The sequence below is a fragment of the Bradyrhizobium sp. CCBAU 21365 genome (assembly GCF_015291305.1).
GTDB lineage: Bacteria > Pseudomonadota > Alphaproteobacteria > Rhizobiales > Xanthobacteraceae > Bradyrhizobium > Bradyrhizobium elkanii.
In genome coordinates this window covers 1458982-1479762 of the sequence record NZ_CP030036.1, presented here as the reverse complement: position 1 = coordinate 1479762, position 20781 = coordinate 1458982, and the positions used below count along the sequence as shown (strand labels likewise).

The window sequence follows — 20781 nt, the reverse complement described above, 5'->3', positions numbered from 1 at the left end:
CCCCGGTCTCAGCGCGGCGTGGCGCGGGTGGCCGCGGATCGCGCGACCTTTTCGTCAAGGCGTTTTCGCAGTTTGGCGAGCTCAACGACCATCCGCTCGTGAGTCCCCTTGCCAATTTCCTCGATTTCATCGGAGGCGCGGACGGAAAATGCGATCCGGCGGCCGTCGACCGCTGTGACTTCGGCCATGGCGGTAACCGTCTGTCCAACCACAGTCGCAGCAAGATGCTGCACGTTGACCATGGTGCCGACCACGCTCTCGCCCGGCTCGAGATAATCACGAACGGCATTGAGGGCAGCATCCTCCATCGCCATGATCATGACCGGTGTCGCCAACACCGGCGGCAGGATGCTGTCCTTGAACCGGCTGGCCAGATGTTCGGGCTTCACGACGAGCGTGAAGCGTCCGGTTGTGCCAGTCGATATGCGCTTCATCGGTCACGCTGCCCTCTTGAAGAGATCCTCGACATACTCCCAGTTCACGAGGTGCTCGAGAAACGCCCGAATGTAATCGGCCCTTCGATTGCGGTAATCGATATAGTAGGAGTGTTCCCAAACGTCACAGCCCAGTATGGGCTTTGCACCATAGACGAGCGGATTCTCGCCGTTGGGCGTTCTCATAACAATTGTCTTGCCGTTCTGCACTGCAAGCCAACACCAGCCAGAGCCAAACTGCCCGACGCCGGCGGCGACGAACTCCTCTTTCATCTTCTCGATCGAACCGAAGTCCGCCTTGATTTGCCGTTCCAGGATTCCCGGCGGCGCGCTTCCGGCGTGCGGCTTCATCCATTTCCAGAAGTAGGTATGGTTCAGGTCCTGGCTCGCATTGTTGAATACAGGAACGTTGCTTCCAAAGGAGCCGATGACGACGTCCTCCAGGCTCATTCCCTCCCATTCGGTGCCTTTGATAAGGGCATTGAGCGCATTGACATACGCGGCGTGGTGCTTGTCGTGGTGATATTCCAGCGTTTCCCTGGACATGTAGGGAGCGAGCGCGTCATGCGCGTAGGGCAGATCAGGAAGCGTGAAGGACATGGACATCTCCTCTGGAGAGAACATTCGCGACGGCGCACCGCCTGGTGCTTGCGACAAACGCGCGTCGCCGTGGATCTCGTGGTTCAGATGTCACCGGCTGTTTTCTCTTCGACCTCGGTTCTTCCGAGCAGAATGCAGTCATGCAACGGATGAAACGCCATGGGGTCCTCTCTCGGGGGTTAACGGCGGTGCCAAAGTGCGATCCTTGCCGATATCGGGCCGGAGGCCGGCAGTACGTGACGGATAGTCGTTGCCGCTGCGGCCCCCAATCCTGAGCAACTCATGTGCCACATCGGAAGCTCTACGATATCAATCAGTTGCGTCGTAGGAGGGAAGTGCTATCGGACAACTTGTCGAAAGCAAAACGGACAAAATGTCCTGCGTGTCGCTTTGGGGCACTACTCACCAAACTGAGGGTGAAAGATTGCCTGTCAAAACTACCGTCCGATATGGATCGAAATCGATGAGGGCGATCGGCGATAACCCTCGAGAACGTCTGGCCTTCCAAGAACCGGCACGCTCAGATGAGGCTGCGTCGATCATTCACCTACGTCAGCCATGGCCGGCTATTTCGCTAGATTGGGTAAGGGACGCAAAGTCCCGGTATGAGCTCTTTAAGCGAGCTCTGGAAGTGTTTCGGAACAACACATCGAGACGACGGCGCGACTAGTCGGCCTCATCGAGTGGCGGCCGGGCTGCACGAAATCCGTGCGCGTCCGCAAAACGTAGCGCCTCGACGATCATCGTCTTCACGACCTTGGGCTCATCATCGTGATTGAGCTCGTACTCCAACAGCATTGAGGCAAACGCCTCCTCGTCAACCTTTTCCAGCGCATCAGCCAGTTCAATCAGCGTCATCACGCATCTCCTCGTTCGCGTTCTCGCCCTGCCGCTGGTACAGCGGGGCGCCCAGCTCGCCTAGTTCCCCTGACCATACATGATCGCGAGGGCGGTAAGGGCAAGCAGGATGTACTCGCCATTGTAGTCGGCGTCATCGTCGGTCGAGAGATCGAATTGCTTCCACACGCCGTCCAGCTTTCCAGCGTCATGCTCAGCAACGACTTTGACGGCGACCTCGCGGATGGCATCGAACTGCGAAAAGTCGAAGTGCAGCCCCTGATCGTCCATGAACAGCCCGTGGCTTTGCAAAAAGGCCGCCATCGGCATCGTCGTCTCACTGATATAAAAGAGCAGGTCGTCCGCTTCCAACGGCCGATCCTGTGCCTGCGGCATGAGACCGACCTGATTGATGAGCAGATGCGCTTTGACCTGCATATCCTTCGATAGCTGCTGGTTGGACACAACGGTCATTTCTGGAGCTCCTCGCTCTTCACACCCGGCTGGGAGGTGTCACCAACGGCCGGAAAACATCGGCCTGCCTGGCATCATTTGATGCGGCGTCCCTGGAAGTAGCCCTCGTTGGTGGTGTTCTCGCGGATGTTTGCTGTATCACCCTGTTCCGCGTAGTTGTCTTCGCGCTTCTTCGACGACGTATCTTTCTTGACTTCGGGGTCACCGCCGGTGCCCTTCGGGCTGCGGTTGGCCGGCGGAACAGGGGGCATCTTCCCATGATGACGTGGCATCGCTGCGTCTCCTTGACCTCAGACTCATTGTTGCACGCGGTTGAAAGCTCCTGCCGCCCTTGGCGATTCCAGCAACAGCCATGCCAAGCGAGGCTTCACGCGATATCAATCGCTTGATGACCGCGGCCAGGGGCCGATGGACAATTTGTCTTTGCAGCGGGACGAAATGTCACCGGCTCTTCGGTCGCCATCAGTCCTCCGCAGGGAGCCAGACCGTAAATGTCGTACCCTTGCCGGGTTCGCTCTCAACAGAAATCTTGCCACCCTGGCGGGTTACAAGCATCTGGCTGATGGACAGCCCCAAGCCGGTTCCCTCCCGCCTCTTGGTGGTGAAGAATGGATCGAAGATCCGCTGCATCACGTCCGGCGTCATACCGCCGCCGGTGTCCGTCACATCGATCATGACGCCACGGCGCCTGCCCTCATCCCGATCAAAGGTTCGAATCGTCAAACGCCCGCCTCCGGACGTCGCGTGAATTGCGTTGACGAGGAGATTGACCAGCACCTGCTGCAATTCAGTGCGATTCATTGAGACCAGGCGTGAGGCGTGATATTCCGTTTCGACGCTGATCGTTGTCTTGTTCAGCAGATGCTGGACGAGTGGCAACGTGTCGGTGACGACGACGGCTGGATCATATTGATCGGTAAAGCCGGCATACTCCTGCGGCTTGGCGAATTGCAGAAGCCTCGTCACAATTTCACTGACGCGATGCATCTGCTCGTCGATGAGCCGAAACTCCGTTTTTGCTTCGTCGGCCTTCGCGCCCATCATATCCCTGATGATCTCCAGGTTGCCCTGCATCACCGCGATGGGATTGTTGATCTCATGGGCTACACCAGCGGTGATTTCGCCAATTGCAGCGAGCTTTTCGGACATGATCAACTGCCTGGTTGTTGCTTCGAGCTGCTGGTTCGCATGCAGGAGCTTGTTTGTGCGCTCCTCGACGCGCTGGTTGAGCTCCTGGTTCCATTGCCGCAGCTGGGCGTCGCGCTCGTGGATCTGATCGAGCAGTCGATCCAGATGAACCGCAACCTGCTCGATCTCGTCGCGCCCATCGACGGGTCCCGTTCGTGCGCCTAGTTCGCCGCTTTCCACTTTCGAAATCGTCGTCGTCATCCGCTCAAGAGGCCGGAAGATACTTGCCGCCCACGTCAAGAATAGCGGAACAGTCAGTGCAACCGCGACGACAAATGCCAGCGCGATTTCCAGAACCGTACCGCGCTTCGCTGCGGTGAACGGTTGCCGAAGATAGCCGGCGTAGAGCATTCCGACGCGACGATTATAGCTGTCACGGATCGGCTCATAGGCAGAGATGTACCAGTCGTTGACGACGAATGCGCCATCGAGCCAGGTCTGGCCACGATCGAGAACCGCATCTCGAACTTCCGCAGAGACGCGCGTGCCAATTGCACGCTCCCCCTCGAACATCCTCACATTGGTACTGATACGCACATCATCGAGGAAGAGCGTCACGGTCCCGCGACTGCCTTCCGGCAAACCCGCCCCGAAGTAGATCAGATCATTGATCGTGTCGACAAAGGCGAGGTTCTGATTGAGCAGCATTCCACCGACCAACGCGGCCTTTCGTCCGTTTGGCAGCGAAACCGGCGTCGCCGATTGCAATACCAGCCCCCGGCTCTCCTGCGTCCGCGTGGTCGGCGCGCTTCCGGGTGTCGCGACGATGTCGATCTGAGCGCGCTTCGCAAGATCGGCGGAGATCGCCGCGAGCTCCATGGATTGAAACACATCAATCGCGGTTCGTGCCCGTCCCTCAAGCGCCGAGCTGATGACGGGCCAATTCCATCGTGGCGCGGCCGCCATCTGATATTCACTCGCGATCACCGCGCCATCGTCAGCGATAATGTAGAGAAAATCGAAGCCGCGAGCCTGCGCGATGTCCTTGAGATAATCGCTCAGGGCACCACGCTCATAGCCCGGGGTTTGCACAATCGACTGAAAGAGCGCGGAATTCACCGACGATACCAGATAGTCCTCCGTGTTCTCGAAAATTCGTCCGAGATATTGCCTGGCGATCGTCAGGTCGTCATGGACCTTGGACGTCAATACCGCGTCGAACCTCACGTTCCAGCGATAAATGCTGATCGCAAGAAGCAACGGAAGAATGACGAGCATCGGCAAGAGTGCCATCGCCAGCAGGCGATACCGCACGGAGGCCCTGGGAGAAAAACTAGTTATCAGAGTTGCCAACTTGCGCATTTGCGATCGATCGTTTTGCGCGAGATGCCGAGACGGCGTGCCGCTTCCTCGCGGTCGCCTCTCGACTCGCGAAGCACAAAAAGGATATGTCGCCGCTCCACATCGGCGAGTGTGACATCGCTGGTCGATCTTTCGGCTCGTGACTTGAGATAGTCCTCCCGGAATTCACCGAGGATCACCGTCCGCTCAATCAGATTGCGCAGCTCCCGTATGTTGCCTGGCCAATCGTACTGCAAAAGGAAGGTACGCATTCCGGCGTCGATTGGAACGCGCGGCATGCCGAGCTGCTCGGAAATCTCCCGCATAAAGATCTCGGCGAGCTCGAGCACATCCTGATCGCGCTCCCGAAGGGACGGAAGATCGATCTGCATGACGTTGATACGAAAATAGAGATCCGCACGAAAAGTGCCGGCTGCAACCCGCTTCTGCAGATCGGCGTTGGTCGCGAAGACATACCGGGCGTCGATCGGCACCTCTCGCTCCGAGCCGACGGGACGCACCCGACGATCCTCAAGCACACGCAACAGCTTGCTTTGCAGATGGTAGGGGAGCTCGCCAATCTCGTCCAGAAAAAGAGTGCCGCCTTGCGCGAACATAAAAAGACCCTCTCGGGTCTTCCCTGCGCCAGTGAAAGCCCCCCTCACATGGCCGAAGAGTTCGCTTTCGATCATTTCTGAAGGGATCGCGCCGCAGTTGACCGGCACGAACAGCTTGTCCGCTCGGTTGGACAGCGAATGGAGCGATCGAGCGGCAACCTCCTTGCCTGTTCCGGACTCGCCAGTAAACAGAACCGGCGTCGGCAACGGCGCCACCCGGGCGATAGTCTCCCGTGCCTTTTGAATTGCTGCAGATGCCCCGAGGAGCTTGTTTCGCAGATACAGCTGCTGCGAGGACGACTTCAGCTCATGGCGCAGTACGAAATTCTCCCGCTGCAGTCTCGCCCGGTCAAGGCAACGCGCAACCGCATTCAGCAATTGATTGGATCGAAATGGCTTGATCACAAAATCGATGACGCCGATGCGCAGTGCGCCAATTGCTGTATCCAGATCAGCATAGGCGGTCATAAGGATGACATCGGTGAAGAACCCGATCGCTCGCTGCTCCGCAAGCCAGTCCAGGCCACTCTTTCCAGGCATGACATTGTCAAGGATGACGACGTCGAAATGCTGCCCATCGAGTTTCCGCGACGCATCCCTGGCGTCCGCGGACTCCTCGATCAGCCTGCAGCGAGGTCGCAGGAGCTTGACGAGGAAATTGCGTATGCCGGGTTCATCGTCAACGACAAGAACCGAGGCTTGCGCAAGCCAAGGTCCGAATTCCGGGTCGACCACCGGTTCGGCAACGTCACGCGGGGTTTCCTCAGACATTCATATCTCTCCCGACACCGCTCTTGACGACCACCATCTCAACGCAGGACGATGGCCTTCTCCAGCGCAATGAAAAAGCGAAGGCAAAACAGTATGCCTACCACAGGCCACGCCAGGCCATAAGCCATTCCGCTCCTCGGCTGGATCGCGAACATCGCAGGAGCCCAAGCCAGCGCTTGAAGCCGTTGTCGGCGACCGTCAATTCGCCGATAGAGAAAACGCCCTGACGTTGGCATAGTGTTCCCACCCATCTCTGGGGTTGTTCTCCAAGGCGACGGCGCGCTCGCGTTAACGCTCACGCGCGGGCTACTTTTCTTCGGTCGGTGTCGAGATGAACGAGGACTTCCCGAAGTGCGGATCGATCGACGCTTTCTTGTCGTCACCAAGGAAGACGGGCGCCAGATCCTCATCGACCATGATCTTCGCTGCCTGCGGCGTTTGCGGGTCCCCGTCAACGTCAAGGCGCGTCGCCGCCTCAAGGAGCAAGGCCCACACGTCATCGGACGACAAGACGTTCTTCACGAGGAGCGTGCGGACCAGGGCCTCAAGCACCAAGCCAACAATCGGTCCGTTGCCGAGCGTGCGTTCCATCGAATAGCTGCTCCCTAATGCCTGTCCCCCGATCGACCGTGGTCACCCGTTCTGTCAAACCGTTCGTGAATCGTCGTCAAGTGCGGTGCGCATCAGCGTGAAAGCCTGTCGAACACCATGCAGCTGATCGATGAGATGGAGGATGACGTGGATCCCCTCATCATTGACACCTAGATCGCTCTTGAGATCGCGGATCAGGTGCGCGCGGGCGACGTCCGCGTCAGAGAATTGCGCGCCTGAAGCCGCCTCGGTTGGAATCAGCCATCGTTGCTCCAGCCAGAACTCGAGTGTCTGCACCCGCAGTCCCGACGAGATCAGAAATTCCTGTTTGTTGAGGGTCATCACAAGGTGCCTTCGCGCGGATCGAACTCTCTCCCCTTGGCCCAGTTCTCGACGAACGCTTCCAATTCCGGATCCGGCGATTTCGGCAGGACGATCGTCAGCTTCACCAATTCGTCTCCGGCACTTCCCCCTCGGCGCGGGGCGCCCTTTCCTCTGAGGCGCAGTGTCGTGCCTGTGTTCGATCCCTTCGGCACCGCCATCGTAACATCACCGGTCGGCGTCGGCACCCGGATTTGACCGCCCAGAACCGCCTCGGTCAACGAGATCGGCACTTCGAGCAGAATGTTGTCGCCGTCCCGCATGAAGCGCCGATCCGGCATGACCTCGACTTCGATGAGGGCATCGCCTGGTCCGCCTTTGCCGGCACCGGGAGCTCCCTTGCCCTTCAAGCGCAAAACCTGCCCATCTACCAGGCCCGGGGGAATTTTCACTTCCAGCGTCCCGCCATCCGGCAGTGTGATTCGCTTGGTTGCACCGCTGATCGATTCGACGAACTCGATAGGCAGGCGATAATGGAGATCTTCACCGCGCCGGTTTGCGCGTGCGCGCTGCCCGCGCCTTAGCAGCTCGGCAAGCGCATCGTCCGAATCCATGAAGTCGGCAAAGCCGGCCCCGCTCGTGTAAGCATGCGGGTCTCCAGCATCGGCGTAGTCGCGATAGAAGTGATGCTGCGGCCGCTCAGCTCCCGTCGCGTCGATCTCACCATTATCGAAGCGCTTGCGCTTGTCGGCATCGCTAAGCAGGTCATAGGCGCCGGCCGCCTCTTTGAACTTTTCCTCCGCAGCCTTGTCGCCGGGGTTGAGGTCAGGATGCAGCTTCTTCGCAAGCTTGCGATAGGCCTTTTGTATCTCGGCAGCCGAAGCTGAGGAGGACACTCCCAACACATCGTACGGGTTCTTAGCCAATTGCCGCTCCCGACTTGAAGATGGCAGAGATCGGCCTTTCCCGTAGCGGGGAACGGCCGCGAGCCGGGTCCCGATTATTCAACATGACCGGGATCCACGTATTTGGGGTAATTCTTCAGTTGCTGAGGCGTCATTCGTGCGGGATCCGGTGCTCCAGGAACACCGCGCGGACCTAGCTGCGCCCGCACGATGTCGTCTTCCGTTAAACGCGGCTTGCCGTCGTCGAGTTGTCCATTGCCTCCGAGACTCGTTGTCATCGCCTTCCAGCCTCTGCACGCCTTTCTTCAACGATGTTCCAGGCACCGCTTGCCTGACAAGAATCGTCCGCGTCACGCCTAGCGTTGCTCGGGACGCCGCTCCTCGGGTCTTTCACCGGAACGCTGCTGCTCCGGGGGCCCGCGGCGCGGAGTAGCTCCCATTTCCTCCCTCTGCGGTTCTGTTCTCGCAGCGGGCGCGGCAGGTCTGGCTTCGATTTCCGGCCGCGCCGCCGGACGAGCCATGGGTTCGGGGCGAGGCTCCGGCGTCGGTGTGGACTCTGGCCGTGCTTCCGGCACGCGGATGTCCTCACGCTTTCGTTCTTCCGGAGGAAGAGGTCCTGGGGCCGCCTCGGGCCGCGGCGTTCGTTCACGTTCAAGTTCGCGAGGTGCGGCTTTTCCGGCTTCATCCGCTGGCGACTTTCGCGCCGGCGCGGGCCCCTCCGCTGGACGTCGAGCGTCTTCGAGCCGCTGCCGCGAGGGGTCCTGGGGACGCGCGCCCTTCAGCTCTTCGGGTCGATGTTTTTCCGTATTCGACGGCATGACCTCGGCGGGCGCGCGTGGTCGAACAATGTCCCGCCCGTTCAGGATCGATGGGCGTGGCGTAGCCATCACGGGCGGTGCGCCAGCGTTTGCTCTGTTAAACAGACGGGTGTCGTGGCTCGCGACCTCGACGTGTTTGCGTTGCAACGGCGTGGGTGCGAAATGTTGTTCCTTGGCGACGGCTCTGTCCGCAGCGGTCGGACGAGCCTCGACGCCGCCTCGTCCGCCATTGAAGCTGACGTTGTTCACCGTCTCATTGACGACGACGGTTTTCTGATAGACGTTTCTAATCGTCACACTCCGCACGTTGTTGACCGTGCTGTTGTAGAAGAATTGGCCGCGATCCCAGCGACCGCCTTCGTAGCCAATGCCCGAATAGCCGAAGCCATAGTTGACGCCGCCATAAAAGCCGACGCGCTCACCCCAATAGCCCGGGTGGAAAATGTAGGCTCCCGCAACCCCCCCCCAGTAGCCCGGGGTCCATAACAGGCCCGGTCGCGGTGGTTGCACCCAGGTTCCCGGCACCCAATAGTAGTCACCGGCATCCTCATCCCACGACCAATATCCCGGAGACCAGAGATAGCCCGGCGCAGGCACAGGGGGCTGTTCGTATCGAGGCAACGGCGGCGGCGGCGTTTCCACCGCCGTGACTTGAGAGCAGGCTGCTTCCTGGGACAACGCGGCCGCCGGCATTACGCATGCGCTTCCAAGCAGCAATACGGCGAGAACTACGGGAGATGTCGTCGTCAACAGTCGCTTCAACATATGAGAACCTTCGCGAGAAAGCGTTGCTATTCGCGTGATGCACGACACCGTTCGCGGCGGCGAACGGTGTCAATTTCGGTACCCCTAGCGACCCGGCTGCAGCGTCATGCTCTCCAATCCTGCTGCGACGATCAGGCCGGTTTCCGCCTGCACGCTCAGGGGTTGCAGCGCGATGCTGTTGTTCGAACCGCCCAGCAGCACATTGCCGCCCACACCGACGATTGCCGCAGCCATCGCGTCGACGCCGACATAAGTCCCGGCGATATCGCCGCGGCCAGGCTGGGCAACGGGCGCGAACACCGACCAGGCAAGCGCCGTGCTCTCGGTAATACCGATGTCGAGGCCGACCTTCTGAATCGTCGCGATGTAATAATCTTCCGGCAGTCCGTTGATCCGCAAGACACACGCCAGATTGGTGACGGCGCCTACGATAAAGCCGATGCTCGGGCCGCCCTTGCACTCAAGCACGCCGACTTGCACCTTTTGCACGGGCTGCTGGGCTTGCGCGGTTGATATCAAGGCGGCCAGCATTGCTCCTGCAAAGCCAGTGAGGACCGTCGACCGTCGTCGCATAAGAAAGCTCCTACAAGATGAAGGCGGAATGCCTTCAAGACGTCTGCTGAAGTTTGAGAAAAAAGACGCAACCGGGATTGCATTCCAGCACTTGAGAGCTGGCGTTTCGTCCCGACAGCGGCATAAAGCGCGATTGCTCGCCGCGGGCTCGCGCCCGCGCTTGCAGAATCGTGCTATTTCGAATTCTTCTTGTCGTCGTCGATTTCCGTAAATTCGGCGTCGACGACATTGTCGCCGCCTGAACTCGGTGCAGAACCAGGAGCCGCGTGCGAGGAACTCTGCATGGCTTCCGCAAGCTTCATCGAGTGCTGCTGCAAGGCATTCACTTTCGTGTTGATCGTCGTGGCATCGTCGCCCTTCAACGCTTCGCGCAAATCGGACATGGCACTCTCGACTGCGCTGCGATCTGATGCCGCGAGTTTTGAGCCATGCTCGGCAACCGTTTTCTCCGTTGCATGCAGCAGCGCCTCGGCGGCGTTCTTCGCCTCGACTGCTTCCTTTCTCTTCTTATCCTCCGCAGCATGCGCCTCGGCATCCTTGACCATCTTTTCGATGTCGCTCTCGGACAGGCCGCCGGATGCCTGAATCTGAATGTTCTGTTCCTTGCCGGTGCCCTTGTCCTTGGCCGAAACGTTGACGATGCCGTTGGCATCGATATCGAACGTCACCTCGATCTGCGGCACGCCGCGCGGTGCCGGAGCAATGCCGACGAGATCGAACTGGCCAAGGAACTTGTTGTCGGAGGCCATCTCGCGCTCGCCCTGGAAGACGCGGATCGTCACCGCGCTCTGGTTGTCCTCGGCGGTGGAGAAGACCTGGCTCTTCTTCGCCGGAACCGTCGTATTCCGCTCGATCAGCCGGGTGAACACGCCCCCCAGCGTCTCGAGGCCGAGTGAAAGCGGCGTCACGTCGAGCAGCAGCACGTCCTTGACGTCGCCCTGCAGGACGCCGGCCTGGATTGCCGCGCCGACGGCGACGACCTCGTCGGGATTGACGCCCTTGTGCGGCTCCTTGCCGAAGATCTTCTGCACGACTTCCTGGATCTTCGGCATGCGGGTCTGGCCGCCGACGAGCACGACTTCGTCAATGTCTTTGGCCGTGAGCCCGGCGTCCTTCAGGGCGTTGAGGCACGGCTCGATCGTCCGCTGAACGAGGTCCTCGACCAGGGACTCGAATTTGGCACGCGTGATCTTGACCTGAAGATGCTTTGGGCCGGAGGCGTCCGCCGTGATGAACGGCAGGTTGACCTCCGTCTGGGTGACCGTGGAAAGCTCGATCTTCGCCTTTTCGGCCGCTTCCTTGAGGCGCTGAAGGGCGAGCTTGTCGTTGCGCAGATCAATGCCTTGTTGCTTCTGGAACTCGTCGGCGAGGTAGTTGACCAGCCGCATGTCGAAGTCTTCGCCACCCAGGAATGTGTCGCCGTTGGTCGCCTTCACCTCAAACACTCCATCGCCGATATCGAGAACGGAGATATCGAAGGTGCCGCCGCCGAGATCGTAGACGGCGATCTTGGCCTGCTTCTTCTTGTCGAGACCGTAGGCAAGTGCCGCCGCGGTGGGTTCGTTGATAATGCGCAGAACCTCGAGACCGGCGATCTTGCCGGCGTCCTTGGTAGCTTGGCGCTGCGCATCGTTGAAATAGGCGGGAACAGTGATGACGGCCTGCGTGATCTTCTCACCGAGATTGGCCTCGGCTGTTTCCTTCATCTTCTGCAGGATAAAAGCCGATATCTGGGAGGGCGAATACGGCTTGCCCTCAGCCTCGACCCAGGCGTCGCCATTGGACGCCTTGATGATCTTGTAGGGGACGAGCGTCTTGTCCTTCTCGACCGTCGGATCATCGTAGCGGCGGCCGATCAGGCGCTTCACGGCAAAAATGGTGTTGGTCGGGTTGGTCACCGCCTGCCGCCGGGCCGGCTGCCCGACCAGACGTTCGCCATCGGACGTGAACGCCACGACGGAAGGTGTGGTGCGCGCCCCCTCCGCGTTCTCGATGATGCGCGTGTTCTTGCCGTCCATGACCGCGACGCAAGAATTGGTCGTTCCGAGGTCGATTCCGATCACCTTTGCCACGTCGCGCTCCTCTACTTTTTAGTTGATCGACAATGTGCGGTTTGCGTCCCTGCGCCACTACCATTGAGCAACAGATGTGCCACATCACAGCTCGCGTGATTTCAACGACTTACGCCGCGAGATCACGACACGTCGGACATTTTGTCCGGAGCGCCTCGGACAAAGTGTCTATTGGCTTAGGCACGCGTGACGGGCCTCGGTCTGTCCTGCTGCAACCGACGCTATGGAAAGATTGTCGATTATCGCTGGACAGGTTGTTCGTCGATCCACCGAAGCCACGTCGTAAGCTACTGACGTCGTTCAGTCGGCCGGGTGGCACGCATGTTGCGACGGGACTTCCGATAACGTTCACCCGAACGGTCCAGATCGTCGGCTAGCGCGAGCAATGACATGACCAACCAAACCCTGAGCATTTCGGTACGACGCCTTGCGTTCAACGATCGCAATGACGGCGATCTCGTTCGTGCTGTTCCCGTTGAAACGCCCGTCGCAATCGAGGTCTGTGGGATAGGCTATGCCGTGATGATGGCAACGCCGTCCGACCTTCGCGACTACGCGGCGGGATTCGCGTTGGCCGAGGGCCTTGTCAAGCATGTCCAGGACCTCAGCGACATCATCGTCCACGAGACGGAAGGCGGCTGGATCATCCGGCTCACCTTGCCTGCACAAGGCACGGCAATCGCACTGGAGCGCGCTCGCAGGCGCGTTTCGGAGAGCAGCTGCGGGCTGTGCGGATTGGAAAATATCCAGCAGGTGCTGCGCCCGTTGCCGCCGATACGTGGGCGCATCACCACGAGCCGGGAAGCCATCGCTGATGCGCTAAACGCCCTGCAACACCATCAGACGCTCGGCCGATCCACCGGCGGAACACATGCGGCGGCATTCTGCCGCCCCGACGGTTCAATCCTGTGCGTTCGGGAGGACGTCGGTCGACATAATGCGCTCGACAAACTGATCGGCGCGCTGGCGCTGTCCGACATCCCGGCGTCCGGTGGTTTTCTGCTGCTCTCTGCCAGATGCAGCTATGAACTTGTTGAGAAGGCCGTTCGCGCGGGCTGTCCGATGCTCGTCACCATTTCAGCGCCGACGAGCCTTGCGGTCGAACGCGCAGAGCAGGCGGGACTCACGCTCGTCGCACTGGCTCGTCCGGACTCCGCCCTGATCGTTTGCGACGTGCACCGAAACATCTCGTAAGGAAGCCTGTGCACCTCCATGGACAATGCATCTGCCGTCGTGCATGCATCCATCGGAGATCTACTCCGGACGACCGCTGCCCAGCAGGGCGGAATCCCAGCCCGCCGCGGTCGCACCGGCATTGTAGGTCGATTCCAGGAAGGCAAGCAGATCACCGTCAGGATCGCCGGACTGGCGCAGGTCGTCGTAATCGAGGAGAAACTCGCCCAGGCCGGCGTCCCATCGCGCAGCGCTTGGCCCGATCTTCGCACTCTCGATACTTTGTGGCTGCGGATAGGTGAAGGAGTAGAATGCGGGTCTGGGACACGAGGGATCACCCGGCCACCACCCCATCTCTATCAACTCCGCATTCATTGCATTGCGCCGGACAAAACCGGCGTTCGGCGCCGGTGAAGCAGGTTTGCCGTTATAGAACGGCAGACGAATGTCGAACGTCCCCCACATCAGACCGATGGGTTGCGTCTTGCCCGTGAACCTTCCCTGAAAGACCTGCATGACGCGTTGCGTACTGAGAAGAATGCGCCACCAGGCGTTGACCATGTCGCGGTCGTATGGGCGTTGTTGCCTATCCTCGTCGAACGGGATCGGGTTGGACACTTCCTGCGGCAGGAGCGTGATGGCAGCATCTATTCCCGCATGACGTAGCCGGTCGAGGAATGTGTCGACCAGCGCTGCGACCGATGTCGGGCCCAGCGGCAGTTGTCCCGATCCGCCCGAACTCGTGAACCACTGCAACTCGTGCGAGACGAAGTCGGCGCGGACCTCGTAGACGCCGCCAGCGCAAGGGATCGGACCTGTGGTCGGGCCTCTCGCGCCGAGCCACAGCGGAACCCCAGCCCATTGCGCCTGGAAAGGTCCGGCCAGCTTGAGCTTGCCAACCGCCTGCAACACCATGTGGAGAAGATGTCGCGTCTGCTCGAAGGCCTGGCAGGACAGAGCCGGCCAAAGATCGCCAGAAGGAGCATTGGAAGATGACTTGCCGGTATTCATGGCATGTCCTCGCACAGTGTTTGGCGGGGAGAATTCGCGCCTTGGCTTCAAGACAAGATCTGATCATGGCGGGCTCGATCAACCGTTCAACGCTTGGAAAGCCGAAAGCCATCATTCGCCTATTGCAAGCCACGCCAAGGCTTGACGACCCCCGCTTCGAGAGCTTTTCGACGAACTGAAACCGCTGTGTATAGCTGCGCAATCCTGATCACGTTCGATCGATCAAATACCATTTCTTGGTCTAGATCCTGAACTGCACGCTCGAAGCGCTTCTGTCGCCACGCCTCAACGCGACGCAATCGCTGCACAAGAGGTCGGACGTCAGCGATCTCAGACGCGGCCTGTTCGACGTTGCTCGACACTCGACACCTCCCCAGCCTGCATGATCAATGCTAGCGCCATTTTTGGAGACGTCCAGAGCGTACAAGTGGCGATCGCGCCAGACTTGCATCAGACAACTTGTCCGATCGACTTTGACAAAGTGTCTGCGGGCTCACTGATCAACACCTTAAGCCGTTGATATGACTTGCCGCGCGGATGGCACGCGTATTGCTGCCGGTTGATCCGGTCGATGGGCTATGCCGTCGCATGTACGACCAGGATGGTTCACGATGCTGAATGTTGACGTGAACGAGACAGATGACGAACTACAAATCGTTGCAGAGCTGCATAGTCTAACGGCAAACGACATAGACGTGTCCGTTGAGCGTGGTGTACTCACCATCATCGCTGAGCGGCAGGTGAACGACGGCCGTGGTGCCGAACGGACAATCAGAGTCTTGAGCTCGATGCTATTACCCAGTTCGGTCGATGCTCATAAGATAAACGCGTATTTCGACGACGGCGTGATGACCGTGACGTTTCCCAAGCACAGGTAGTCGATCCGAGCCGACACTGCTAAAGCCATCGAGGCCATCGCGCGGCACGCCCGGAGGCGAGCGGGCATTTCAGCTCGCGACGCCGACTTTCGCGGACCTCAACGAACGCGATCCGATCGCGTAACCGGGCTGCACGACCGTCGTGACGGTGCCGCTTGGCACTGACGGATCCTTGACCTGGAACATGGCCTCGTGAAAGTGAGGATCAAACCGGCTTCCGGCCGGATCGAGCCTCTTGACGCCGTGCGCTTCCAGCGATCGCAACAGCTCCTTTTCGGTAAGCTCCACACCCTCGACAAACGTCTTGAAGGGGCCGGCATTGTCGCGCAGCTCCGCAGGAAGACTGGACATCGCACGTTCCAGATTGTCCGCGACATTGACCATATCGCCCGCGAACTTGGTTACGGCGTATTGCCGCATGTCGTTCAACTCACGCTCGGAGCGCCGGCGTACATTTTCGGCATCCGCGAGCGCCCGAAGCAGCCGGTCTTTGAGATCGACATTCTCCGCCACGAGCCGCGCAATGGCCTCATGCACGTCTTCTGCGGCGCTTGGCGGGGTGTCCGCAGCATCTGGCGATCCGGAGGTTGTTTCCCTTGCAGAGCCCTCAGGCATCACCTTCTCTACACCTTGCTTCGCCTGATGAGTCCCTCCTTGAGGGCGGTGTGAGTGAATCTGTCTGCTGTGATGAGGATCGTTGGGCGGGCCGTTATTGGTCATGGCAGCTCTCTTATCTCGCCGTTGATATGACGTTTGAAGGTCGGCCGGACAAGCGGCGTTCTTCGCTCGCCCGAGCCGGCCGTCTACCGCGTACCGCGGAGCTGCAGGCCCAGACCAAGCAGCGTGCAGCCCTGGAAAACCAGGTCGATCGACAACAACAGGCCAAGCAGCCAGAGACTGTTGAGTGGCCAACCTAACAGAAACGCCAATCCTGCGATCGCGGTGAGCAGTCCAGAGGCAAATAGCCAGCCCCAGCCGCGATCTCTCTTTGCTCTAAAGCTGAGCAACAGGCGCATGACGCCGGACGCGATCGTGCAAACGGCCAATATGAGAGTCAAAACAAGTGAAGCGATTGCTGGATCCAGAACGATTGTCGTACCGGCCGCAGCATAGAAAAAGCCTCCCAGGCCCCAAAGAAAGAACCCGCGCCAGTTTTTGACCCTAAACGCATGGACGATCTGAAAGGCGCCCGCGATGATCATCAAGACGCCGATGTAGAAGATCGTTGCGATGGTCGCCAACAGCAGATTGCTGAGAGCTCCGAAGCCCAGCGCAATAAAGAGAATGCCCAGGGCGACGAACCAACCCCACTTCCCTCGCGCTTCGGTCATCAATCCCGTGAACGCCCGCCTCGGTTCCGGCATTCCAATTGTTTGCGCCATGACGAATTGCCCAGAGATTGAGTTGTTGGTGACTCGCTGCACATGGGCCGTGCCCCGCGATGCAGACGACGACATTCTTGCAACTGACGACAACGCAATCGACGTGCCAGACCGCAATCGACGTGATTTCAATCAGTTATGGCAATCGATGTCGCTGAAAGGTCATTTTGTCCGGAATCGTTGGGACAAAATGACCGAAGCGCCGAAAGGCTAATTCGCCGGCACGAGCGTCCACGAAGCAAGAATGTTGCTGGGATTCATGCCACGCCGCCTTTCGGAACGGCTTGCCCACCACCCCCGTCCCGCTCGTCGGATCACTGTTCGACGCCGTATTGTGAGGAAAAAGCTCCATCCCTGTCGGGACGGCCTCCACGTAGAGCGACTGACTTGGAAAGGCGAAATCAGATCCCGCCTTTTTCACGATCGCTTTGATGGCATACGCCAGCTCCTCCTTGATCTTCAGCCAGTCACCCCAGACCGTGGTGCGGGTGAAGCAATAGACTATGAGATCGATCGACAATTCATTGAACTTGTCGACACGTACGAACGCGACGGCTTCAGGAGGATGAACGAAATCTTGACTGCCGAGGATGTACGCCTCGATTGCATCACGGACATCGCGGAGCTGGCCGATCGTCGTGCTGTAATCGAGGCCGATGATCCAGGAAATGCGGCGAAACCTCATCTGCGAGAAGTTGGTGACGGCATTGTCCGCCAAATACGAATTCGGAACGAATACGGGTGCTTGATCGAACCGGCGGACTTTCGTTGTCCGCAGACCAATGGTTTCCACCGTTCCCTCGGCGAGGATCCAATCGCCGTTTCGAAAGCGCTGCTCGCCAATGATGAAGATCCCGGAGATCAGATTCTTGAACAGATTCTGGGCGCCCAGCGCCACCGCGACGCCGACGAGGCCGAAGCTCGCCAGTACAGGCCCGACGTGAATGCCCCAGACCTCCAGGACGGCGGTCGCGCCGAGCGCAACGATGATGGCGCGCCCGACCCTGACCGTCCAGCCGATCATGGCCTGACTGAAGATCGGCGTCCGGCCATCCAGAACCGCGCATAGGGGCCCGATCACCTCGAACAGCGCCCAGAAGATTGTGAATGCGGTCAACGAACGATCAATCTGGAGGAGCCCATCCTTGAGCCTCTGATTGGTCAGCACGCATTCGCCGATAATAAATACGGCCAGGACGATCGGAATAAACTGAATCGGCGGAGCAAGTGCCTCGACGATCGTGCGGTTGAGGCCGACCTTGCTCGACGACCACGAGTGGATACGGGAGACGATAAAGCGGCTGAAAAGCCGCCGGATCAGCACTGCGATCGCGAGAATGACGATCGAAACGATGAAGTGTCCAACGGTTAGGTCCAAGACGCTTCGCTGCCAGAACGAAAGCACGATTGTCCAGAGCGCGGTCAGTTCGCTATTCGGAGCATGTGTCATGCAGGAACGTGGAGACTGCGGTGCTTTCCGCCGGAACCTGCGGCTCCGCGACAAACGAGGTGGTCAAATGACCGGGCTGACCGGAACTGAATTAACGTAACCACATTCTGATCACGCCCGAGACCAAGCCGACCGCCACAACGCTTGCGATCCAGATCGCGGCCATCCACACGAGCCGTTGCCATAGCGGAATCCGCGCCTGCATCAGTGATACCCTGCGGTGCCGGCCTTGCCGCGAAACACCCAGTACGCCCAGCCTGTGTATGCGAGGATGAGCGGAATAATCACGCAGGCGCCCACCAGCATGAACAACTGGCTTTCGACCGGTGCCGCGGCATCCCAGATCGTAATCGCGCGTGGAACAGCGTAAGGATAGATGCTGATTCCGAGCCCGATGAAGCTCAGCAGGAAGAGTGCCAGCGCCATGAGGAACGGCAACCGCTCGAACTCTCGCTTCAGACTCCAGAAGAAGGTTACCGCGCAGATCAGCACCAACAGCGGCACCTGGGCCGTCAACAAGACGCCGGGCATTGCGAACCACCGCCGCCAGTAGTCATAATCGAGAAACGGCGTCACCGCGCTGACGGCCCCCAGCGCCAGAAGCGTACCGGCGCCGAGCCAGAAGGCGGCACGGCGCGCGTGACGTTGGCTCGTCCCCTCCGTCTTCCAGATCAGCCACGTTGCGCCGAGCAGCGCATAGCCGATCACAACCGCGACGCCGGTCAGGATGCTGAATTGGCTTAGCCAGTCGAGCCAGCCGCCGGCATAGGCATCATTGACAACGTGGATACCCTGCAGAATTGCCCCGAGAGTAACACCTTGCGCAAAGGCGGCCACCAGGGAGCCCAACCAGAACGCAATGTCCCATAATGGCCGATGCCCTGGATCGCGCCAGCGGAACTCAAAGGCGACGCCGCGGAAGACGAGCCCAAGCAGCATGGCGATCATCAACGGATAGGTGGCCGGAAGGATGATCGCATAGGCGAGCGGAAACGCCGCCAGCAGACCGCCGCCGCCCATCACCAGCCACGTCTCGTTGCCATCCCAGACCGGCGCGATCGAATTCATGGCCTGGTCGCGCTCGTCGCCGACCGCAAAGCTCGGGAACAGAATTCCGATGCCAAGGTCGAACCCGTCCATGACGACGTAGGCCATCACCGCAAATCCGATAATCGCAGCCCAGAAAATCGTAAGGTCGATGCTGGACATGGCCTCACTCCGCCGCAGTCAGAGGCACGCCGACACTGCCCGCCGGCGTAATGCCTGCGGCGCGCTGCGGCACCTTGGGCGGCTCCTTCTCACCCGGCGCGGGCGGCTTCGCCATCAGGCGCAGGAGATAATAGGTGCCGGCGCCGAACGCTGCGAAATACACCAGCACGAAAGCGACAAGGGAGGCCGCCACAGCCGGCGCAGCCAGCGGCGAATGTGATTCCGCCGTTCGTAACAGTCCATAGACCGTGAAAGGTTGCCGACCGACCTCCGTCGTCACCCATCCAGCGATCACAGCGACAAAGCCGGCCGGTCCGAGAACGACGCACGCGCGATGCAACCAGGCCCAGTCGTAGAGCATTCCCCGGAAGCGCGCGAGCAGGCTCCAGATACCGACAGCGAGCATCGCAAATCCAAGGCCGACCATGATCCGGAACGACCAGAACACAATCGGTACCGGCGGCCATTGATCCCGCGGAAAGTCGCTGAGTCCCGGTAAAGGTGCATCCGGATCGTGTTTGAGGATCAGTGACCCCAGGCGAGGCACTTCGAGCTTATGATGGACCTGCGCTGTCTCGTTGCTGGGGAAGCCGAAGAGAATAAGCGACGCGCCATCGGGGCTGGGTTCGTAGTGCCCTTCCATAGCAAGAACCTTGGCGGGCTGGTGTTCCAGCGTGTTGAGGCCATGGGCATCACCCGCGACAATTTGGATCGGAGTCACGATCGCGGCCATCCACATCGCCATCGAAAACATCTTGCGCGCGCCGGCATTGCTGCGGTCCCACAGCAGATGCCAGGCGCCCACACCGCCAACCACGAACGCCGTCGTCAGATAGGCCGCGATCACGGTGTGAACGAGGCGATACGGAAAACTCGAGGTGAAGATGATCGGCATCCACGATCCGGCGGGCACAAACTGGTCCTTCGCATTTATCGCGAAACCCGCCGGCGTCTGCATCCAGCTGTTCACGGCAATGATCCAGGTCGCCGAGATCAGTGTGCCAAGCGCGACCATGCACGTTGCGAAGAAATGAAGGCCGTTCCCGACCTTACTCATGCCGAACAGCATGACGCCGAGAAAGCCGGCTTCCAGAAAGAAGGCCGTCATCACCTCATACGCCATCAGCGGCCCGATGATCGGCCCTGCTCTCGTGGAGAATACCGACCAATTCGTACCGAACTGATATGAGAGCACCACCCCCGAGACGACGCCCATGCCGAACACAACGGCGAAGATCTTGAGCCAGTAGCGGAACAAGTTGGCATAGACGCCTTGCCCCGTCCTCAGCCACAACGCCTCGAGCACCATCAGATAGCTCGCAAGCCCGATCGAGAAAGATGGAAATATGAAATGGAACGAGACGGTGAACGCAAACTGCGCGCGCGCCAGAATCACCGCATCGAGATTGTCCAGCAATGTCCCCTCCTCGC

At 59.7% G+C, this 20781-nt stretch carries 23 protein-coding genes; 2 read left to right on the top strand and 21 right to left on the bottom strand.

From position 1 onward, the window contains the following. Nucleotides 1-8 precede the first annotated feature (8 nt). From XI02_RS06930 to dnaK, 14 genes are all read right to left on the bottom strand, one after another. Complete coding sequence (locus XI02_RS06930) at nt 9-434, bottom strand: thioesterase family protein (protein ID WP_172648733.1); 426 nt, start codon at nt 432-434, stop codon at nt 9-11. 3 nt (nt 435-437) lie between these two features. Further along, nucleotides 438-1034 (bottom strand): superoxide dismutase, encoded by a 597-nt coding sequence (locus XI02_RS06925; protein WP_172648734.1) that lies wholly within the window; start codon nt 1032-1034, stop codon nt 438-440. A 666-nt stretch (nt 1035-1700) separates the two neighbouring features. After that, a complete protein-coding gene (locus tag XI02_RS06920) occupies nt 1701-1892 on the bottom strand; it encodes a hypothetical protein (RefSeq protein ID WP_172648735.1) in 192 nt (63 codons plus the stop codon). Nucleotides 1893-1952: 60 nt separating this feature from the next. Then, nucleotides 1953-2345: a hypothetical protein gene (locus XI02_RS06915; RefSeq protein ID WP_172648736.1), complete on the bottom strand. Its 393-nt coding sequence runs from the start codon at nt 2343-2345 to the stop codon at nt 1953-1955. Nucleotides 2346-2419: 74 nt separating this feature from the next. After that, nucleotides 2420-2617: a hypothetical protein gene (locus XI02_RS06910; RefSeq protein WP_057016351.1), complete on the bottom strand. Its 198-nt coding sequence runs from the start codon at nt 2615-2617 to the stop codon at nt 2420-2422. 190 nt (nt 2618-2807) lie between these two features. Then, the gene (locus tag XI02_RS06905) at nt 2808-4835 is read right to left on the bottom strand and encodes a cache domain-containing protein (RefSeq protein ID WP_172648737.1); all 2028 of its coding nucleotides are present in this window, start codon (nt 4833-4835) and stop codon (nt 2808-2810) included. Then, a complete protein-coding gene (locus XI02_RS06900; protein WP_172648738.1) occupies nt 4814-6202 on the bottom strand; it encodes a sigma-54 dependent transcriptional regulator in 1389 nt (462 codons plus the stop codon). Before XI02_RS06900 ends, XI02_RS06905 begins: the two co-directional genes overlap by 22 nt. A 306-nt stretch (nt 6203-6508) precedes the next feature. Further along, complete coding sequence (locus XI02_RS06895) at nt 6509-6793, bottom strand: hypothetical protein (protein ID WP_194483379.1); 285 nt, start codon at nt 6791-6793, stop codon at nt 6509-6511. Nucleotides 6794-6847: 54 nt separating this feature from the next. Continuing rightward, a complete protein-coding gene (locus XI02_RS06890; protein WP_172648739.1) occupies nt 6848-7135 on the bottom strand; it encodes a chaperone modulator CbpM in 288 nt (95 codons plus the stop codon). Continuing rightward, a complete protein-coding gene (locus XI02_RS06885) occupies nt 7135-8040 on the bottom strand; it encodes a DnaJ C-terminal domain-containing protein (protein ID WP_172648740.1) in 906 nt (301 codons plus the stop codon). Before XI02_RS06885 ends, XI02_RS06890 begins: the two co-directional genes overlap by 1 nt. Before the next feature lie 74 nt (nt 8041-8114). After that, complete coding sequence (locus XI02_RS45120; protein ID WP_076825127.1) at nt 8115-8297, bottom strand: hypothetical protein; 183 nt, start codon at nt 8295-8297, stop codon at nt 8115-8117. 78 nt (nt 8298-8375) lie between these two features. Next, complete coding sequence (locus XI02_RS44835; protein ID WP_197971335.1) at nt 8376-9530, bottom strand: YXWGXW repeat-containing protein; 1155 nt, start codon at nt 9528-9530, stop codon at nt 8376-8378. A 156-nt stretch (nt 9531-9686) separates the two neighbouring features. Then, a complete protein-coding gene (locus XI02_RS06875) occupies nt 9687-10175 on the bottom strand; it encodes a DUF992 domain-containing protein (RefSeq protein WP_371814035.1) in 489 nt (162 codons plus the stop codon). A 173-nt stretch (nt 10176-10348) separates the two neighbouring features. Then, a complete protein-coding gene (gene dnaK / locus XI02_RS06870) occupies nt 10349-12247 on the bottom strand; it encodes a molecular chaperone DnaK (RefSeq protein ID WP_172648742.1) in 1899 nt (632 codons plus the stop codon). 390 nt (nt 12248-12637) lie between these two features. Between dnaK and fdhD the strand changes: the two genes are divergently transcribed. Then, nucleotides 12638-13441: a formate dehydrogenase accessory sulfurtransferase FdhD gene (gene fdhD, locus XI02_RS06865; RefSeq protein WP_172648743.1), complete on the top strand. Its 804-nt coding sequence runs from the start codon at nt 12638-12640 to the stop codon at nt 13439-13441. Nucleotides 13442-13501: 60 nt separating this feature from the next. Here the strand turns inward: fdhD and XI02_RS06860 are convergent, their stop codons facing one another. Continuing rightward, nucleotides 13502-14431 carry a DUF5996 family protein gene (locus XI02_RS06860; protein ID WP_172648744.1) on the bottom strand — a complete coding sequence of 310 codons (930 nt, stop codon included), beginning with the start codon at nt 14429-14431 and terminating at the stop codon, nt 13502-13504. A 611-nt stretch (nt 14432-15042) separates the two neighbouring features. Between XI02_RS06860 and XI02_RS06855 the strand changes: the two genes are divergently transcribed. After that, entirely contained in the window at nt 15043-15309 is a 267-nt protein-coding gene (locus XI02_RS06855) for an Hsp20/alpha crystallin family protein (protein ID WP_172648745.1), read from the top strand. Between the two features lie 69 nt (nt 15310-15378). Here the strand turns inward: XI02_RS06855 and grpE are convergent, their stop codons facing one another. The 6 genes from grpE to XI02_RS06825 all read right to left on the bottom strand — a co-directional run bounded on the left by grpE (nt 15379) and on the right by XI02_RS06825 (nt 20767). Then, on the bottom strand, nt 15379-16029 hold the full coding sequence (gene grpE / locus XI02_RS06850) for a nucleotide exchange factor GrpE (protein ID WP_244980801.1): 651 nt from the start codon (nt 16027-16029) through the stop codon (nt 15379-15381). Nucleotides 16030-16112: 83 nt separating this feature from the next. Continuing rightward, nucleotides 16113-16691 carry an HdeD family acid-resistance protein gene (locus tag XI02_RS06845; protein ID WP_244980802.1) on the bottom strand — a complete coding sequence of 193 codons (579 nt, stop codon included), beginning with the start codon at nt 16689-16691 and terminating at the stop codon, nt 16113-16115. Nucleotides 16692-16827: 136 nt separating this feature from the next. Continuing rightward, nucleotides 16828-18141 carry a mechanosensitive ion channel family protein gene (locus tag XI02_RS06840; protein WP_172648746.1) on the bottom strand — a complete coding sequence of 438 codons (1314 nt, stop codon included), beginning with the start codon at nt 18139-18141 and terminating at the stop codon, nt 16828-16830. Nucleotides 18142-18232: 91 nt separating this feature from the next. Beyond that, the gene (locus XI02_RS06835) at nt 18233-18307 is read right to left on the bottom strand and encodes a hypothetical protein (protein WP_244981165.1); all 75 of its coding nucleotides are present in this window, start codon (nt 18305-18307) and stop codon (nt 18233-18235) included. Nucleotides 18308-18345: 38 nt separating this feature from the next. Beyond that, entirely contained in the window at nt 18346-19350 is a 1005-nt protein-coding gene (gene cydB, locus XI02_RS06830) for a cytochrome d ubiquinol oxidase subunit II (protein ID WP_172648747.1), read from the bottom strand. A 4-nt stretch (nt 19351-19354) separates the two neighbouring features. Continuing rightward, nucleotides 19355-20767 (bottom strand): cytochrome ubiquinol oxidase subunit I, encoded by a 1413-nt coding sequence (locus XI02_RS06825; RefSeq protein ID WP_172648748.1) that lies wholly within the window; start codon nt 20765-20767, stop codon nt 19355-19357. Nucleotides 20768-20781 lie beyond the last annotated feature (14 nt).

Coding starts and splice junctions, on each gene's coding strand:
- XI02_RS06930 (WP_172648733.1), bottom strand. CDS start 434: ATGAAGCGCATATCGACTGGCACAACCGGACGCTTCACGCTCGTCGTG.
- cydB (WP_172648747.1), bottom strand. CDS start 19,350: ATGTCCAGCATCGACCTTACGATTTTCTGGGCTGCGATTATCGGATTT.
- grpE (WP_244980801.1), bottom strand. CDS start 16,029: ATGACCAATAACGGCCCGCCCAACGATCCTCATCACAGCAGACAGATT.
- fdhD (WP_172648743.1), top strand. CDS start 12,638: ATGACCAACCAAACCCTGAGCATTTCGGTACGACGCCTTGCGTTCAAC.
- XI02_RS06920 (WP_172648735.1), bottom strand. CDS start 1,892: ATGACGCTGATTGAACTGGCTGATGCGCTGGAAAAGGTTGACGAGGAG.
- XI02_RS06890 (WP_172648739.1), bottom strand. CDS start 7,135: ATGACCCTCAACAAACAGGAATTTCTGATCTCGTCGGGACTGCGGGTG.
- XI02_RS06900 (WP_172648738.1), bottom strand. CDS start 6,202: ATGTCTGAGGAAACCCCGCGTGACGTTGCCGAACCGGTGGTCGACCCG.
- XI02_RS06910 (WP_057016351.1), bottom strand. CDS start 2,617: ATGCCACGTCATCATGGGAAGATGCCCCCTGTTCCGCCGGCCAACCGC.
- XI02_RS06905 (WP_172648737.1), bottom strand. CDS start 4,835: ATGCGCAAGTTGGCAACTCTGATAACTAGTTTTTCTCCCAGGGCCTCC.
- XI02_RS06860 (WP_172648744.1), bottom strand. CDS start 14,431: ATGAATACCGGCAAGTCATCTTCCAATGCTCCTTCTGGCGATCTTTGG.
- XI02_RS06915 (WP_172648736.1), bottom strand. CDS start 2,345: ATGACCGTTGTGTCCAACCAGCAGCTATCGAAGGATATGCAGGTCAAA.
- XI02_RS06875 (WP_371814035.1), bottom strand. CDS start 10,175: ATGCGACGACGGTCGACGGTCCTCACTGGCTTTGCAGGAGCAATGCTG.
- XI02_RS44835 (WP_197971335.1), bottom strand. CDS start 9,530: ATGCCGGCGGCCGCGTTGTCCCAGGAAGCAGCCTGCTCTCAAGTCACG.
- XI02_RS45120 (WP_076825127.1), bottom strand. CDS start 8,297: ATGACAACGAGTCTCGGAGGCAATGGACAACTCGACGACGGCAAGCCG.
- XI02_RS06895 (WP_194483379.1), bottom strand. CDS start 6,793: ATGGAACGCACGCTCGGCAACGGACCGATTGTTGGCTTGGTGCTTGAG.
- XI02_RS06855 (WP_172648745.1), top strand. CDS start 15,043: ATGCTGAATGTTGACGTGAACGAGACAGATGACGAACTACAAATCGTT.
- XI02_RS06845 (WP_244980802.1), bottom strand. CDS start 16,691: ATGGCGCAAACAATTGGAATGCCGGAACCGAGGCGGGCGTTCACGGGA.
- XI02_RS06925 (WP_172648734.1), bottom strand. CDS start 1,034: ATGTCCTTCACGCTTCCTGATCTGCCCTACGCGCATGACGCGCTCGCT.
- XI02_RS06840 (WP_172648746.1), bottom strand. CDS start 18,141: ATGACACATGCTCCGAATAGCGAACTGACCGCGCTCTGGACAATCGTG.